The organism is Bradyrhizobium sp. USDA 4532 (genome assembly GCF_024171315.1).
Taxonomy (GTDB): Bacteria; Pseudomonadota; Alphaproteobacteria; order Rhizobiales; family Xanthobacteraceae; genus Bradyrhizobium; species Bradyrhizobium australafricanum.
This window is the reverse complement of sequence record NZ_JALJZN010000001.1, coordinates 3977896-3993066: the sequence shown is the minus strand read 5'-3', so window position 1 is coordinate 3993066 and position 15171 is coordinate 3977896. Positions and strand designations below refer to the sequence as shown.

General features: G+C 58.9%; 8 protein-coding genes and 2 pseudogenes. 5 read left to right on the top strand and 5 right to left on the bottom strand.

Going from position 1 to position 15171, the window contains the following annotated elements; translation table 11 throughout:
- Nucleotides 1-4 precede the first annotated feature (4 nt).
- Both J2R76_RS18470 and J2R76_RS18465 read left to right on the top strand, forming a co-directional pair.
- On the top strand, nucleotides 5-1279 hold the full coding sequence (locus J2R76_RS18470; RefSeq protein ID WP_253624490.1) for an extracellular solute-binding protein: 1275 nt from the start codon (nucleotides 5-7) through the stop codon (nucleotides 1277-1279).
- A 239-nt stretch (nucleotides 1280-1518) separates the two neighbouring features.
- Nucleotides 1519-2379 carry a phytanoyl-CoA dioxygenase family protein gene (locus J2R76_RS18465; protein ID WP_253624489.1) on the top strand — a complete coding sequence of 287 codons (861 nt, stop codon included), beginning with the start codon at nucleotides 1519-1521 and terminating at the stop codon, nucleotides 2377-2379.
- A gap of 167 nt (nucleotides 2380-2546) precedes the next feature.
- Here J2R76_RS18465 and J2R76_RS18460 read toward each other — a convergent pair whose 3' ends face one another.
- From J2R76_RS18460 to istA, 3 genes and pseudogenes are all read right to left on the bottom strand, one after another.
- On the bottom strand, nucleotides 2547-3392 hold the full coding sequence (locus J2R76_RS18460) for a class I SAM-dependent methyltransferase (RefSeq protein WP_253624488.1): 846 nt from the start codon (nucleotides 3390-3392) through the stop codon (nucleotides 2547-2549).
- Nucleotides 3393-3984: 592 nt separating this feature from the next.
- Nucleotides 3985-4824 (bottom strand): annotated as a pseudogene (gene istB / locus J2R76_RS18455) (IS21-like element helper ATPase IstB).
- Nucleotides 4821-6215: pseudogene (gene istA / locus J2R76_RS18450) on the bottom strand (IS21 family transposase); the annotation flags it as partial. The pseudogenes istA and istB, both read right to left, overlap by 4 nt.
- Nucleotides 6216-6305: 90 nt before the next feature.
- Here istA and J2R76_RS18445 point away from each other — a divergent pair.
- Both J2R76_RS18445 and J2R76_RS18440 read left to right on the top strand, forming a co-directional pair.
- The gene (locus tag J2R76_RS18445) at nucleotides 6306-7820 is read left to right on the top strand and encodes an ISNCY family transposase (RefSeq protein WP_253624487.1); all 1515 of its coding nucleotides are present in this window, start codon (nucleotides 6306-6308) and stop codon (nucleotides 7818-7820) included.
- 527 nt (nucleotides 7821-8347) lie between these two features.
- A complete protein-coding gene (locus J2R76_RS18440; protein ID WP_253624486.1) occupies nucleotides 8348-9922 on the top strand; it encodes a porin in 1575 nt (524 codons plus the stop codon).
- A gap of 383 nt (nucleotides 9923-10305) precedes the next feature.
- Here J2R76_RS18440 and J2R76_RS18435 read toward each other — a convergent pair whose 3' ends face one another.
- Nucleotides 10306-10641, bottom strand: coding sequence for a DUF2130 domain-containing protein (locus J2R76_RS18435; RefSeq protein ID WP_253624485.1), 336 nt, complete (start codon nucleotides 10639-10641; stop codon nucleotides 10306-10308).
- Nucleotides 10642-10997: 356 nt separating this feature from the next.
- Between J2R76_RS18435 and J2R76_RS18430 the strand changes: the two genes are divergently transcribed.
- Complete coding sequence (locus J2R76_RS18430) at nucleotides 10998-11855, top strand: hypothetical protein (RefSeq protein WP_253624484.1); 858 nt, start codon at nucleotides 10998-11000, stop codon at nucleotides 11853-11855.
- 95 nt (nucleotides 11856-11950) lie between these two features.
- Here the strand turns inward: J2R76_RS18430 and J2R76_RS18425 are convergent, their stop codons facing one another.
- Nucleotides 11951-14803 (bottom strand): TrlF family AAA-like ATPase, encoded by a 2853-nt coding sequence (locus tag J2R76_RS18425; RefSeq protein WP_253624483.1) that lies wholly within the window; start codon nucleotides 14801-14803, stop codon nucleotides 11951-11953.
- Between the last annotated feature and the right edge of the window lie 368 nt (nucleotides 14804-15171).

Below are 15171 nucleotides of genomic sequence, written 5' to 3'. Positions count from 1 at the left end.
CCTTATGCCTTTGACACGCAGAGATATTCTGGTCGCCGGCACGACCACGATCGGCATCGGGGCTTTGCGCTCGTCGCGCGCCGCTGCCCGTAAGCTAACATTGAAGATCAGCACCCCAATCGGCACCTATCAGAAAATGCTTGGTGAACTTGCCCGCCGGTTCACCTCTGCCAATCCCGACATCGTTATAGAGTTCGTAGCCAAAGGCGAAAACTGGGATCCCTTGCTCCAGACCACACTGCGCGACGGTTTGATCAGCGATCTTCCTGACGGCACATGGCAGTCACTGACCTACGCGCCATTGCTCGCGCGGCGTGGCTACGCGCAGCCTTTTGATTCCGTTGCTGGCGGAAGCACGGTCTTCGCCGAGCTCGGCCTGTCAAGCGCGCTCTTGGAAGCCGTATCGGCGGGTGGTGAAATCCACGCCATGCCATTCGGCACGACGGTTCCCGTCATTTACTACAACATGGATCTCCTAAACCGGGTTGGATACACCTCGCCCAGCCTGCCCTCGACCTGGGAGGACATCATCGCTCTCGGCGTGAAAGTTGCAGCACTTGACCGAACGATTAATGGTGGTTTTGTCGAGTACGACGCCTCCAACGCCTGGATGTTTCAGAATCTCATCGCCACATTCGGCGGACGAATGATGAAGTCCGATTTGAGCGAGATCGCCTTTGATACAGCTGAAGGCTTGAGGGCGTTAGAGGTTGTGTGGCGCTTTGGAGAGGTGAGCACTGTCAATATGACCCGCGAACAGGCGCGCCAAGCATTCAACGCCGGCGCCTGCGGCATCCTTGTTCGTTCGGCAAGCGGTGTCACATCGGTCGCCAAGGCAGCCCACGGGCGCTTCGAGATGAAAGTCGGCAGGCTGCCAGTTCCCGCCGCCGGGGGCCAACTGGTCGGTGCTGCCCATGGCTTCATGATGTTTACCAAAGACTGGGAGCGGCAGAAGGCGCTGTGGGCGTTCTTGCGCTTCGCCGCCGGGCCGGAGGGCCAGATGATTCTTGCCCGGCACACTGGCTATCTGCCCGTCAACCTGATGGCGCTTAAGGATCCGGCATTCCGTAACCAGTACCTCGCCGTCAATCCCTATCACGCGGCGATCCTTGATCAGTTGGCAATCACTACAGATCAGGTCTCGTTCTCGAGTGACAACGCGGTCAAGATCACCGATATGATGACTGAGCTGATCAGGCTAGTGCTTGTGCATCGGATTCAGCCAAAAGCCGCGCTCGCCACGATGGCCGAGCAGACCCGCAAACTGCTCAACGCGTGAGCTCTCGCTGATCTCCCGCAGGATAGATCCATAATTTCCGAGGTTCGGTCATTCGTCGCCCTCTTCAATATAAACGTCGTCGACCGCAGCAATTCCAACCATCTTAGACGAGGCCATAGACCCCTTCGTTCGTCGGCACTCGCCGATTTTGGACCGAACCGACATCGGCCACCAGTTCTGCTGGTCGCCTCATTCCTTCTCACGTCAATCGACGTGAAACGACCTACTCAGGAGAGAAAATGCCAAAAATATTGAGTGAAGCGCAGGTTCAACAATATCGTTCCAAGGGGTTCGTTTGTCCGATTGACGCTCTGTCGGCAGAGGAGGCCAACGAGTTCTTGGCGCGCATGGAAGATCTCGAAAGTCGGGAGCCGAATCTATGGGCGCGCTCGAAGATAAAGCCGCATCTTTTGATGATGTGGCTGAATGATCTGATGAGGAACTCGAATATTCTGGACGCGGTTGAAGACGTTCTTGGGCCCGACATCATGGCATGGGCAACCGGCCACTTTGATAAGAAACCACACGATCCGAGCTTTGTAAGCTGGCATCAGGATGGGACGTATTGGGGGCTCTCCGAACCAAGCGTTGTTACGGCCTGGATCGCATTAACGCCCAGTAACCGGAACAACGGATGCATGCGGGTCATTCCTGGCAGCCATCACCAGGGGCAATTGCCGCATAGAGACACTGACGATAAAAACAATCTGTTGAGCCGTGGTCAGGATGTCGAAGTCAAGGTCGATGAAGCCGACGCCGTCGATTTGGAGCTTCGGCCCGGCCAAATCTCCCTTCATCACACGATGCTCATCCATGGTTCCAAGCCGAACTTCTCCGACACACGCCGGCTAGGGATCACCATTAGATATGTCGCAGCGCATGTCAGCCAGACCAGCGGGTACAAAGACAGTGCGACCCTGGTCCGCGGGACCGACAAGTATCGGAATTTTGTCGCCGAGCCTCGCCCGAGCCGCGACTTTGATCCAGATGCTGTTGAATTCTATGAGGCGATGGTTGCCGAAAGCCGCAGGCGGAAGGAGGCCATTGCCGCTCAGCACCAAAGCCGGCAGGAACGGCTCAAATCGGCAAGCACGCTCTGAACCCGACCCCGACGGCTTCGCTCATCAACGCGAGGGCGCCCGCATCATCCCTTACGCGGCGCCCTCGCGCAAATGGTCGTTGCGGCTGAATAGCAGCCTATCAGGCGAAGGGAGACGGTATCTCAACTTGCGAGCGCCAAGCTGCGTCGAACATTGCCAATCTCGATCTATTTGATCAGCGGAGCAACCGGTTTACTGCTTGTCGCAAAAGTCACCTCGGTAACGTGCGGTTGACGCAGAAGACCGTCCTGCGCGTAGCGCTCAAATAATTCGGTCAGCTTTTTGGTGACGGCTTGTTGGCCGATCATCACAGCCGACCGTTGGATGAGGCTGGAGGAGAAACTCAGTGCGAGAAAATGTGGAAGGCTCGTATCAAAATCCCATTTCCATTGTCGCACCTTTACGTCCTCGAATCTGAAGTCAGGTTCGAGCTCACTGTAGAAATCGATCGTGGAGTACGTCCCGGCTGCGGAGGTAAAAGTACCCTTGCGGTACTCCGGAATGCACTGTTCGACGAAATCGTGATATTCCGACAGTGCGCGACTGTCCGAGTACCGATGCCGATTGTGGACAAGCGCCAAGAGCCCGCCCGGAACCAATATGCGCGCGACTTCATTGTAGAACGCCGGCCTGTCAAATCGATGAGCTGCTGTCGCTGCCGCGATGGCAGAGACACAACAGTCCGGAAAGGGTAACCGCTCGGCTGGTGCCATTCGGAATTCGATGTTCAATTCGTCCGGCGTCGATTGAACCGCAACATGAATCATGTCGGCGTTCGGTTCGAGGCCGATAATGGAGCGTTGCCGCTGGGCCGCGGTCGCGAGCACCCTTGTAAAAATGCCTGTGCCGCTTCCAACATCCACAATGGCGCCGTTCAGGCGGTAGCGAACAGTGTGATCCACGATGAGCTTGGCAACCTCGCTGGGGTAGCCTGGCCGATAAAGATCATAATTCTTTCCCTCGCCGGCGAACTCGGACCATGGAGTCGCAAAATTGGGGAAGGTTGTTGCCATGGCCATGTTCGCAAGAACGGATACGTTTAGCTGCTTTCGTTGAATTCTCCGATGGCCGACAGGCCACCATTGAGGCTTTGCTCGCGCGCCTGAATTCGTATTCAAGTCCGTGAAGGGAGGGCGATGGCAAAGCGGTCGCCGCCACGACAACAGCACCTCGATCTCATTGAGTTTCCGCTGCCCAGCGCCACGAGCCAGTTGGCCTGGTTTGCGATGAGAAGTGCAGCCCCACGAACTTGCCATTGAACCCCTGCACTTCGATGGGTGAGGGCCCGCGGCATAGCCGCAACGAGGACAGGAGCCGAGGAGCTATCTGAATGCAACGTGTGCCAGCCGGCCTTCTGCTCCTTAAACGGGACTAGGTGCAATATTGATCTAACCTTTGGGTCATCTGAATCAAATGCCAACCTTGGTAGTTGACTGGCACGAGAATTGTTGCATTTCGCTATTTGATTTCGCTGTGGACGGACTAAGCCAAAATATCAGGCCGCATATGGTTGTCGCAGTGTGAGGACTTTGCGGGTCTGCTGGTCCATGCGTCCCGCGCACTTGATCTTGTCGTGCTGTAGCCTGCATGCCTATAGCGCGACAATCAGGATGAGAGCGCGTCAATCACCGCTTTGTCGACTTCGTTTGGAGTGGCGTGAACGGGCGGCCGGCCTGGACCGCGCTTGCGATCGAGGGCAACTTTTCGACGGTAGCTCTCGACGTTCATCTCGAGGATCGTGGCGTGGTGCACCAGGCGATCGATCGCCGCCAGCGTCATTGCTTGATCTGGGAAGATACGCCCCCATTCGCCAAATGGCTGATTGGCCGTGATCAGCAGCGAGCGTCGCTCGTAGCGGGAGGCGATCAGCTCGAACAGCACGCTGGTTTCCGCCTGGTCCTTGCTCACATATGTGATGTCGTCGAGGATCAGGAGGTCGTAGCGGTCAAGCTTGGCGATCGCGGACTCCAGCGCCAGCTCGCGCCGCGCCACCTGCAGCCGCTGCACCAGATCGGTGGTGCGCGCGAAGAGAACGCGCCAACCATCCTCGACGAGCGCCAGGCCGATCGCTGCGCCGAGATGGGTCTTGCCTCCGCCGGGTGGACCGAACAGCAGCAGATTGGCGCCGGTCTTCAACCAGACGTCGCCGGCGGCGAGCGCCATCACCTGCGCCTTTGACAGCATCGGCACGCTTTCGAAGTCGAAGGTGGCGAGCGTCTAGCCGGCGGGCAAACGCGCTTCCGCCATGTGTCGCTCGATGCGACGGCGGGTGCGATCGGCGGCCTCGTGCTCGGCAAGGGCGGCGAGGAAGCGGGCGGCGGGCCAGCCTTCCTTGTCCGATTGCGCAGCGAGTTTCGGCCAGATCGCCTTGACACCGGGCAGGCGCAGCTCATTGAGCAGCAGCTCGACGCGGGCGGCATCGATGGAGGTCGCTATGCTGGTCATGCCGCGTCTCCCAGGCTGGAGTGGGCCGAGACGATGCTGACGGAGGCCAGCTCATCGTAGACGTCGAGCGGCGCCAGCTTGACGGCGACACGCGGGATCGAGGCCGCTTCGGGCCGGAAGCGGTCGCGCAGCGCGGCAAGATCGGGTAACTGTCGGGCGTCCAGATCCATCGCGATCGCCTCGGCGAGTTCTGCTTCGCAGACGCGCTCGTGAGCCAGCGCCAGAAGCTCGACCGTCACCTTGCAGGCGCGCCGGTCATCACCATGCTCCCGCAAGGTCTCGAACAGACGTTTGTAAGCTGCACGCGGGAAGAGTTGGTCGCGATAAACGAGATTGAGGAGCGCCATCGGCTTGCGCCGCAGGGCATGGATGACGTGCCGGTAATCCACGACATGACCGCCCTGGCTCTCGGACACAGGCCGACCGCGCCGCAGCGTCACGACCGGTGTGACGCCAAGGAAGCATTCGAGCCGGTCGTCGAAGATGCGTACACGCAGGCGATGGCCGATCAATCTTGAAGGCACGGTGTAGAACACGCGCCGCAGGATGAAGCCGCCTGACGACGTCACCGGGATCACTTTCTCCTCGAAGTCGGTCGTGCGGCCTTTTGGCAGCGGCGCCAATGCCTCCTTCTCGAGCGCGATCGGCTTGGCGAGGTTGGCGTTGCGCCGGCCGACAATCTCGTCGACAAAAGCCCGGTACGCATCGAGACTGGCGAAGTCGCGCGTCCCCCGCAGCAACAGCGCATCTTCCAGTGCCCGCTTGAGATGGCCGTGCGCGCTCTCGATCGAGCCGTTCTCATGTGCGATGCCCGCATTGTTGCGCGTTGGCGCCATGCCATAGTGGCCCATCAGCCCGGCGTAGCGCTGCGTCAGATCCTCCCGTGCGTCGGCGGCCAGATTGCGGAACGCTGCCGACAGGCTGTCGCTGCGATGCTCCCGCGGCACGCCGCCAAGCGCCCACAGCGCGTTCTGCAAGCCCTCTGCCAGGGCGACGAAGCTTTCGCCGCCGAGCACGACATGGGCATGCTCGAAGCCGGAGAACGCCAACCGGAAGTGATAGAGCCGGTGATCGAGCGGCTCACCCGCGATGGTAATACCGAGCGCGCTCACGTCGGTGAAGTCGGACAGACCCAGGCGGCCGGGCTCGTGCTGCTGGCGGAAGATCACGTCCTGTTCGGGGCCGTTGAGCGCCCGCCAGGCGTTGATGCGCGGCTCCAGCGTGCGGCGGATGTTCGGGTTCAGGTCATGATGCCGTCGGCGCAGCTCGTCCAGCACGCCGATCACGCGGATGCCGGGCGCAGCCTTCAGGATCGGAACGATCTCGGCCTCCCAATACTGCGCGAGCGGATCGGACCGGCGCTGGCCCCTCGGCGTCTTCTTCTGCGATGGCCGCATTGCCTCACCTTAATTGTTACCGGATGCTAAGCCGTTGCCTCACGTAAATTGCTCCCTGGGATCGGGAACGAGCGGGGGGCGAAGGTGGGGCGGCTAAGCATGGCGACGCGGAAGGAACTGACGGCGGCGGCAGGCGCGCGCTATCGGACGTCGGATCGCGCGAAGAAGTCGCGGATATTGGACGAGTTCGTCGACATCACCGGATTCCATCGCAAGCATGCGATGCGGCTTCTTCGAGGTCAGGAAGACGCAGGCCCCGGCCGGCGAGCGCGACGCCGGGTGTATAATGAGGCGGAACACAACGCGCTCGTGCTCCTTTGGGAGGCGTCAGACCGGATCTGCGGGAAGCGGCTGAAGGCGTTAATGCCTGCGCTGATTGAGGCGATGGAACGGCACGGCCACCTCGACCTTGCCCCCGAGATCCGCGACAAACTTTTGGCAATGAGCGCTGCGACGATCGACCGCGCATTGGCGCGGGTCCGAGAAGGATTAGGTCGCAAGCGTCGACGGCACGCGACGCACTCGTTGCGTCGCAGTATTCCAATACGGACGTCGGCAGATTGGAACGATCCGGCGCCGGGGTTCGTCGAGGCTGACCTTGTTGCGCATAGCGGTCCATCGGCGCGCGGCAGCTTCATCCAGACCCTCGTGCTCACCGACATTGCTACCGGCTGGACGGAGTGCGCTCCTCTGATCGTGCGCGAACAAACGCTGTTGAGCACGGTGTTGACGGAATTGCGCAAACAATTGCCTTTTGCGCTGGTCGGCCTCGATACTGACAATGATACCGTGTTCATGAATGAGACGCTGAAAGCCTACTGCGATGCGGCCAACATCGTCTTCACGCGTTGCCGGCCCTACCGGAAGAACGACCAGGCGTTCGTCGAGCAGAAGAACGGTGCTGTCGTGCGCAGGATGGTCGGCTATCGTCGGTTCGAGGGCCTGGAAGCGGCCAAGCTGCTGGCTGAACTCTATCGATCGGCGCGGCTGTTCGTGAACTTCTTCCAACCCTCATTCAAACTGATGGCCAAGCAGCGCGACGGTGCTCGTGTGCGCAAGACATACAGCGCGCCGGCAACGCCACACCAGCGCTTGGCCGCCGACGCCCGCACGCCCGACGCGGTTCGCCACCATCTCCAAGAATTCTATGCCGCTCTCGACCCGGTCGCGTTGTTGCGCGATATCCGCGGCGCGCAGGAACGCCTCGCGGCGCTCACGGATACCCAGCCAATCGCCAATCCTGCTGCGGCATCACCATCGATCGATCTCTTCCTGGCAAGCCTACGAACCGCCTGGAAGGACGGAGCTATGCGACCGACGGATCGGCCAATCGTGAAAGCGAAAAGAGGCCGGCGTCGCCCTGACCCGCTCATCCGGGCAACGCTAGATTTGCGAAAATGGTTTGAAGCCGAGCCATGGCGGACTGGTAGCGAACTGCTCTCCCGGTTGCAGGTGGAATATCCTGGAGCCTATCCGAGCAAGCTCCTTCGAACGCTTCAACGTCGGCTTAAATCCTGGCGCAGCGAGCAAGCAAACGCGTTATTGTTCGTTCCTACGGAGAAAACGCAGCCGGGGCATGAGGTCACAACAACCCCATGATGTGCCAGGTGCCAGCGGAGGAGGCCGGGCGCTCCGAAACCCCGGCCATCTCCGCACCCGGCCTCCTCCTCAACCCAAGCCGGGAGCAAAATAAATGAGGCAACCGATCGCACTCGGGAGTATCGATAGGTGAGGCAATACGGAGTCTCACCCTGATCGCCGCCGCGCACATGCCAGTTCGCATTGCGAACCAGCGATAGACCGCACCTGCAATTTGCGCATCTTGGAACTTCGAGCTTTCCCAACCGTGCACCGCAATGCGGCATGCCAACCGGCTAGGCGTGCTCCATTCTGGATTGGCTTGTGATGGATTTCTTACGCTACATGTGCCGCGTTCCTCCCGCGGCCAATCGTAACGGGCTGCTTTCTTTAAGCATAGAAGTCCGACCAGTGGAGGCCGGCTTTCATGGGGCATCCATCATCAAACACGAACCTAACCATCGCACTATTCGATGAGTGCCTGTCAAACGATTATTTTGCGGTGCTACCCCCTGAGTCCGATGGGGTCTAACAAGGACAGGGGAACAATGACATTTTCCGATGCGCGCTCAAGCTTACATCGAACGATCAAACGAGCTGTACTGAGTTCAACGGCGGGCTTAATTGGGCTGAGCGGGGCACAGGCGGCCGATATTGCCGTAAAGGCCAAGGAGATCCAGTATGTGAAGGCGTGCTCGCTGTACGGTACCGGATTCTATTACGTGCCTGGCTCTGACACCTGCATCAAACTCGGTGGCTTTGTCCGCGCTGACACGGTACTGGACAGCTCAAGTTTTGTGATGACACCCGTTTCCGGTCTCGCAGGCGCCAATAATCGGCTGAGCGGTACTTATACCGGTCGTGCTCGCATCGACTTCACCATCGATACGCGCACAGCGTCAGACTACGGCTTGGTCCGCACCTTCTTCGAAACGACTCTCAACTGGGCGTCCGGTAGCTACACTGGTGCTGGGAACGGCTCCACAGTCTACCAATCCCTCGGCGGTACAACCGCGCCGGCCAATGCAGGCGTTGGCAATGTCGCCTATGGTTCGGTTGGCGTCTATTTCGCGTTCATTCAATTTGCCGGATTCACGATCGGAAAGGCAGTCTCGCAGTACAGCTCGCCCTGGGTGCAATATCCGGCTGGCAACTTCGACGGCCTTCCGGGCAGCGGCGGAAATAATACGGGAGTCAATCAGTTCACCTATACCGCCGATTTTGGTCAGGGCTTGACGGCGACGGTTTCAATGCAGGACCCGACCGCTTACTATCAGAGGAATATCTGGAACACGAGCTATGCATCGGCAGCGGGCATTGTGACCGGCGTTTATGGCTCACCGAGTTTCGGTGGCACCCTGGCTCCAGATGTCGTGGGTATGACGCGTCTTGACCAGGCCTGGGGTCTCTTTCAGGCATCGGTCGCGGCACACAATAATCATGCTGCCTATTACGGCGCGGACGAAACCTCTGGACACGCCTCCGATAAATGGGGATGGGCTGGTCAGCTGGCCTTGTCGATCAAGAATATTCCGACCGGCGCCGGCGATAGCATCAACTTGCAAGCTGCCTACGCCAAAGGCGCAATCAACTTTGGCATCAACGAAAACATTCCAGCTTCCTGGGCGATGTACGCCAATTCTGCCAGAAGTGGCGCATATCAAAGCATGGGTATCGCAGGCATCGCGGATGCGATCTATTCCGGTACAGCGGCAGCAACAGGTACAGCTCTGCAGCTGACCACGACTTTTGGTCTCAATGGCGGTTATACCCACAATTGGAATCCGTACTGGAACACTGGCATTTATGGCGGCTGGGCCGCCGTTCGCTATACAGACGCAGCTAAGGCCCAGATCTGCGGCAGCTCTGGCATGGCTGCTCTCGGCCTGACGGGCGCCTGCAATCCCGATTTCAACATTGCAGGGGTCGGTACAATCACACGCTGGTCGCCGGTCACGAACCTGACCTTCTCGGCCGAGCTCGATGCCACGTTCCTCGATCAGAAGTACTCTGGCACAATCAAAGCGCCGGCAGTCGCAGGCGTCGGCAAACCGGCTGCCGTGTATGAGTTGAAGAACCAGGGCGCACTGGTCGGGCTTCTACGCGTTCAGCGCAATTGGTGAGATTCCGCCGGACGACTGGAGGACAGCAACTTCGTCGTAAGCCCGGGAACGTCCGGCGCACCAATCGACTAGCATGCGGCTAGAGCCAGAGGTCTGCGGCGGCATGTTTCGTCCCGGCTTGGGCCACTCTTGGGAGTGGCCCTCTCACGCGAACGCCATGTACGGTCACCATTTGGATCAGTTTGCTTATGTTTCATCAGCGCGATGACGATTGGTCTCGAGCTGTGAACAGCCCCCGCGCGCTCTAGCATGATGGCGATCCGCAGCGCAGCAGACCCCAATGCATGCCATCTTGGTCTTGTTCGGCCCGGCCAATCATCCGACTTTGCGGTCAACCTGAACCTTCAGCAGGGCGCCTCAAGGCTCCGTATGTCCGGAATAGCCTAGCCGGCGATCGCCCGAAGGTCGCCAACCATGCCCACCGTCGAGTCAATAATGGATAGGATCTGCGGTTCGCGCTTCGCCCATTGCCGCCAATGAACTTTCGTTCCTGATCGAGGTCCTCGCGCATGTCGGTGAACTTTTCGACTTAGGCGATCGACGTGGCCCCGGAATTTCGTCCCGGTCAGATAGTGGTAGACCTGCTCCATCTTGGTTTGCTGGCCCTGCTGCACCAGGCGGGAATTTGTGACGTCGTTAAGTCCCTGAAGCAGCGCAACTGCCACAGGAACGGCGCAGCGGGGGGAACCCAGACCTCCGTTGATCAGATCGAACTGCATCTATGTGCCTCGGCAGCGCCGGCGAAATGATGAGCGCTTCGTCTACGCCACAACGGCGCTGGTCGTCGCGTAACTTCGCGGGCCAGCCATCGCTCCAGGCTTGGGTCCGCTTGGATTTCCGACGGATGCCGTTGATCGTTGGTTTCCGCGGCTCTACCGGCCTCGCGCAACCTAACCAGATGGTCGCGGCGAACAGTGCCAAGTGCGACAAGGGCTGCCCGCTCGCACGACAACTGAATTCCCTGGATTGATCTCGGTCGATACGTAGGTACGATGCGACGTCCAAATGGATCCAAACGGGGAGGGCGGGCTAACGTGACCGGCGATGTCGGGCGCTAAGCACGCCGGTTTAAGGTATGCCAATCGAATTGCACGAGCGTCTATCTGAATTTTCCTACGGGTATGGTGTAACCCGCGAAGTCGAACGCCGGCTGAAATCGGCGGGTCTGTCAGCGGTACCGTTCTTACCAAGCTTGATCCAAGAAGCCGCCGTCGGTTTTGATGTTGCGTTCAATGTCCGGGGAATACCGTTGATGATCCAGTTCAAGCTGGGCCAAGCCATGCGGCGTTTTAGGCCTTCGCCGCGACCTCAGCTTTCTCAGCAGTTCTGGAGAAATCAGGTCGATACAGGAGAGCCTGACGGTCAGTTCGAGTTACTGTTAAAGGCTGAGCACGACGGTGCGCGCGTATTTTATGTTGCTCCCATGTTTCACGACTGGGAGGTCTATCTGGGTCACTATGAGCAGAAAAAGATACTGCGGCGGTCGCTCATTGTGACGCCAAAGGCAATTCGCTCGGTATTGGACAACAACAGCGTTCCGGATGGAGAACACAAGGTCGTCTACGACGATCAACGTGCATACCTTTGTTCGAGTCCTCTGCAGCTTCCGACTGCGCGCGAAGCAGACATCGCTGAAAAGGTCCGCTTTGACCTTGAAGACCAGAAGGTATCCCTTGGTGAGGTTCTGGAAGAGGTTCTTACCGGCTTTGAAAAACGCACGGAAATCCGCCGGGCGGCCGAAGGGCTTCACCAAGATCCAGATCGCGCCGCTTATCAGATTCCATCAGACGATGGCCGAGAAGCTGCTCTTCGTCGGCGTCGACTAGCCCGATTTCAGGCAAGTGGCCGTAGCCGCGCGGAAGCCGTCGCGCTGGTGGTGGGGGCAGAGACTTGGTCGATTGGAGCTCAGCTTATCTTTGTGACGAGGGAATAAGTTTGCCAGAAAGCCAATGAAGAGCGCCTAACCTGCGGCTATCGGCATCGTAAATGGGACTTTAGCTTGCGGAAGGAGAAACTTGGGGGGCGACGTCATGCTTGCAAATCAAACCGATACTTGCGGCTGCGCAGATCAAAGGCTTCACGTCCTCCCTCCATAATCGAAGTGATGGTGGCGCTCACAGCAGGCGTCTCGATGGCTCCGTCGCAGTCAAGCTGAACGCGAGGTGAGCTATTGTTCGGATTTGACGATGGCTCAGGAGACTTCAGTGCGATGATCTTATCAGCATCACCATTGACGACGATGTTGGCATTGTGAGTCGTAAAAATGAGCTGCCGGGTAGACTTCGAGGTCCTCAAAAGCTCCACGATACGCATGATCACTCGGTTATCCAGGTCGTCTTCCGGCTGGTCGATGATCAGCGTTCCAGCCGATTGTTTCAGCAGAAGTTCGAGCAACGCGGACGCCTGCTGACCAGGCGACGCCATTTTGAAGTCGATTGCCTTACCGTCGTCAACATAGGACATGATGATCGAATCCGCCGGAACCGCTGCCACGATGCCCGCGATCGTTGTGTCCGTGAGGTTCAGATAAATCCTCTTGCGCTGCCGCTCTGTCAGCTGTCTTTCGCCATTGAACAGGATCGTTTGGAGGGAGCTGAGAATACCATCACTCGCATCAGGCGGTGACCCGGCCATGATCTTTGCTTCATAAAGCCCGACAAACTGCTGGCGCAGCTTGACCCAGCCTTCGACCTCGTCGGCCGCAAGTGTCGCACTGACCCACTCCGTGCAGCTCTCTTCAACCGATTGGGTGTGAGATGCCTCAAACAGCTTCTGCAGCGCGGCCAAGTACTGCGCCGGCAGTCGATCTCGGCGAGCGCGCGCCTTGAGCATGTTGCTTGACTTGCCGGCGACGGCGTCGGCGGCGGATTTTAGGATGTCACGCCGCTGGCTCACGAGACGATCCAATTGCGCGATTGCATCCTTGTAGTCCTTCTCGGCATTCGCTTTGGCAAGCTCCGCACTTCGGGCGCGCGCCTGCGCGGCTTCGGCCGTCTGCAGCTCGCCGTTCAATCGAGCGACCTCGTCTATCAGATTGCTGTGCTTACCCTGCTCCTCGACGGCCGCTGCGTAAGTCGTGCCGAAAGCAGCACGCTTAACCTCAAACCGGTCCCCGGCTTCCCTTTGCTTTGTTGAAAGAACGTCGAGAGCAGCCTTCGCCGCTTCGAACGATAACTTGATCGCAGCCTTGGCATCCGACAGGGCTCGCTGCAAGCTTGCTGCTTCATCAAAGTCGCTCGCGCCCTCGTAAGCCGACAACTCGACCGTCAGCGTAGCGCTTTCCAGCCGTTCCAGTTCGACCTTGGCGTCTCTCGCCTGATCGCCGACAGTGCGGATGTAATCATTCGCTCGACCGTACTTTGGACCATCCTCGATTGTCTTAAGAGCCTCAGGGGAGAGGCCTTCTTCCTCAAGCCGTTTGGTCAGCGCCGCAATGCGCTGTCTGAGATCTTCCACCTTCTCGGTTGTTTGGCGCAGGTCGACGCGAGATTGCCACAGCGCGGCCAGGTTGATCAGCGCGGTACCGACGCTGCGTTGGGCGTTCTCGATGGCTCTCTTGACGTCTCGCTCCCGGTCGACCTCTTCCGCCGCGGCAATGCCTGTGATCTGTTCAGATGCGGTGGCCGGGTTATTCATGGTGCTCGACAGGCCCTTCTGCCGGAAAGCCCGTCCTCGAAAGCGTTCCCGAGCGATCCTGGTCGTCACCTCAATCGTCCGCCCGGCTGCGCTGACGGTAATCATCTCGCTGTTCGAGAGGATACGGCGCCAAGTCTCCCTCACGCCTTCGCGTTCAAGCACGACCTCCACATAACCATCATCTGCCAACGTTTCGCTGATAAGCTTGGCTTCACGGTCAAACTCAGGGTCGATCTTGTTATCGAAGTCCTTGTCGGTCCGCCCGAGGCCGAAGCGAAGATACTCTAGAAATGCGCTCTTTCCCGATCCTCGCCCGCCTATGAATGCGTTGAAGCCCTCATTGAACGATATTTTCACAGGAGCAGGTCCGGTGAGGCTGCTCTTTACGCGCAACTCCACCAGGTATTCCGTCGGAGACGTCGGCGCGTCGAACACGATTCGCGCCTCGTCGGCCAGGAGCGCTTGGCGAAAGGCTTCGATTGAGTGCTCGCCAAGCTTGATCCAGCAGTCGTGGACGCCCAATCGGCTCCAATCTGCGTTGCGGTTGTCGCCAGTCGCGAGAATCGCTCGCCGCCGACTGCCCCAGTCCGCGATTTTCCCGCGGACCTTTTCCAAGGTCGTCGCATCCAGCGAACGATATGGCCGCTCAATATAGACGCCGTCGATCGGCAAATTCGCGAATCTGGGGTGATGGCCGGTTTCATTCAGGGTCTTGTGATCTTCCTCCTTGCTGAAGTGCGGTAGGATCACGCTTGTGTCGCGCAGATGCTGCTCGCCCTGGACAGCTTGAACGAAGCCGGCCACGGTTTCCCGAGCAGGAACGATCGCGCAAGTTTTGGCCTGCGCCGCCGGCGCGGCAAGGATATTGCCTGCCGCAGCCAGTGCGAGTTTCTGCGTGTCGACGCTCATCGCTGGATCGAAGACCACAATGCATTGCGCGTTGTCCGAGCAGGTGATCTCGACCGCGGGAAACACGCGTACGGTCGAACCGCGGCGCTCCGCCGCCTGCAGAACATAAGCGGACAGGCAGATATCATGGTGATCCGAGACAGCGATAGCCTGCAGTTTTGCAGCCTCGGCGGCATCGATAAAGCTGTCAGCCCATTGTTGGCGGGCCAACTCGCCAGCCTCATTCCCGCCAGGCAGGCCGGGTGAGCCAACCCAGTTGAGGTCGCGCGGTGTATGACATTGAAAGTCGCACTTATGCCATGTCGTACCCGGATGAAGTCCAACCTCGTGCGCCATTTTTTTATCCCCTGTTGCGCGGCATACTTCCCCAGGTTGTACTTAGACGCGACGTCGATGACTAGCCTCATGACGGTAGACCTTTGTACGGATCGGACTGAGCGGCCGACATTTGGATGTGCGATCGACTTTAAATCGACAGCGAGTTGCCAGTCCGCGCTCTGACAAGGTCATGATGCGGGGGACCTTGGGTTATGGAGGATCGACTGCCTGCTCAAGAACCCCGAGCCCCTAAATCATGGCACGATACTTTGGCATAGCCTTGATACGATCGTCTGGGCTCTCGGCAACAACGCGCTATATTTTGCCAGCGCGACAGATTTGAGGATCTTTCGGTAGGGTTCTTCAGATGAGCCAACGCTCTCGCT

Bases quoted from the DNA above. Each gene is read 5' to 3' on its own strand.
- J2R76_RS18470 (WP_253624490.1), top strand. From the start codon at position 5: ATGCCTTTGACACGCAGAGATATTCTGGTCGCCGGCACGACCACGATC.
- J2R76_RS18440 (WP_253624486.1), top strand. From the start codon at position 8,348: ATGACATTTTCCGATGCGCGCTCAAGCTTACATCGAACGATCAAACGA.
- J2R76_RS18430 (WP_253624484.1), top strand. From the start codon at position 10,998: ATGCCAATCGAATTGCACGAGCGTCTATCTGAATTTTCCTACGGGTAT.
- J2R76_RS18425 (WP_253624483.1), bottom strand. From the start codon at position 14,803: ATGGCGCACGAGGTTGGACTTCATCCGGGTACGACATGGCATAAGTGC.
- J2R76_RS18465 (WP_253624489.1), top strand. From the start codon at position 1,519: ATGCCAAAAATATTGAGTGAAGCGCAGGTTCAACAATATCGTTCCAAG.
- J2R76_RS18460 (WP_253624488.1), bottom strand. From the start codon at position 3,392: ATGGCAACAACCTTCCCCAATTTTGCGACTCCATGGTCCGAGTTCGCC.
- J2R76_RS18435 (WP_253624485.1), bottom strand. From the start codon at position 10,641: ATGCAGTTCGATCTGATCAACGGAGGTCTGGGTTCCCCCCGCTGCGCC.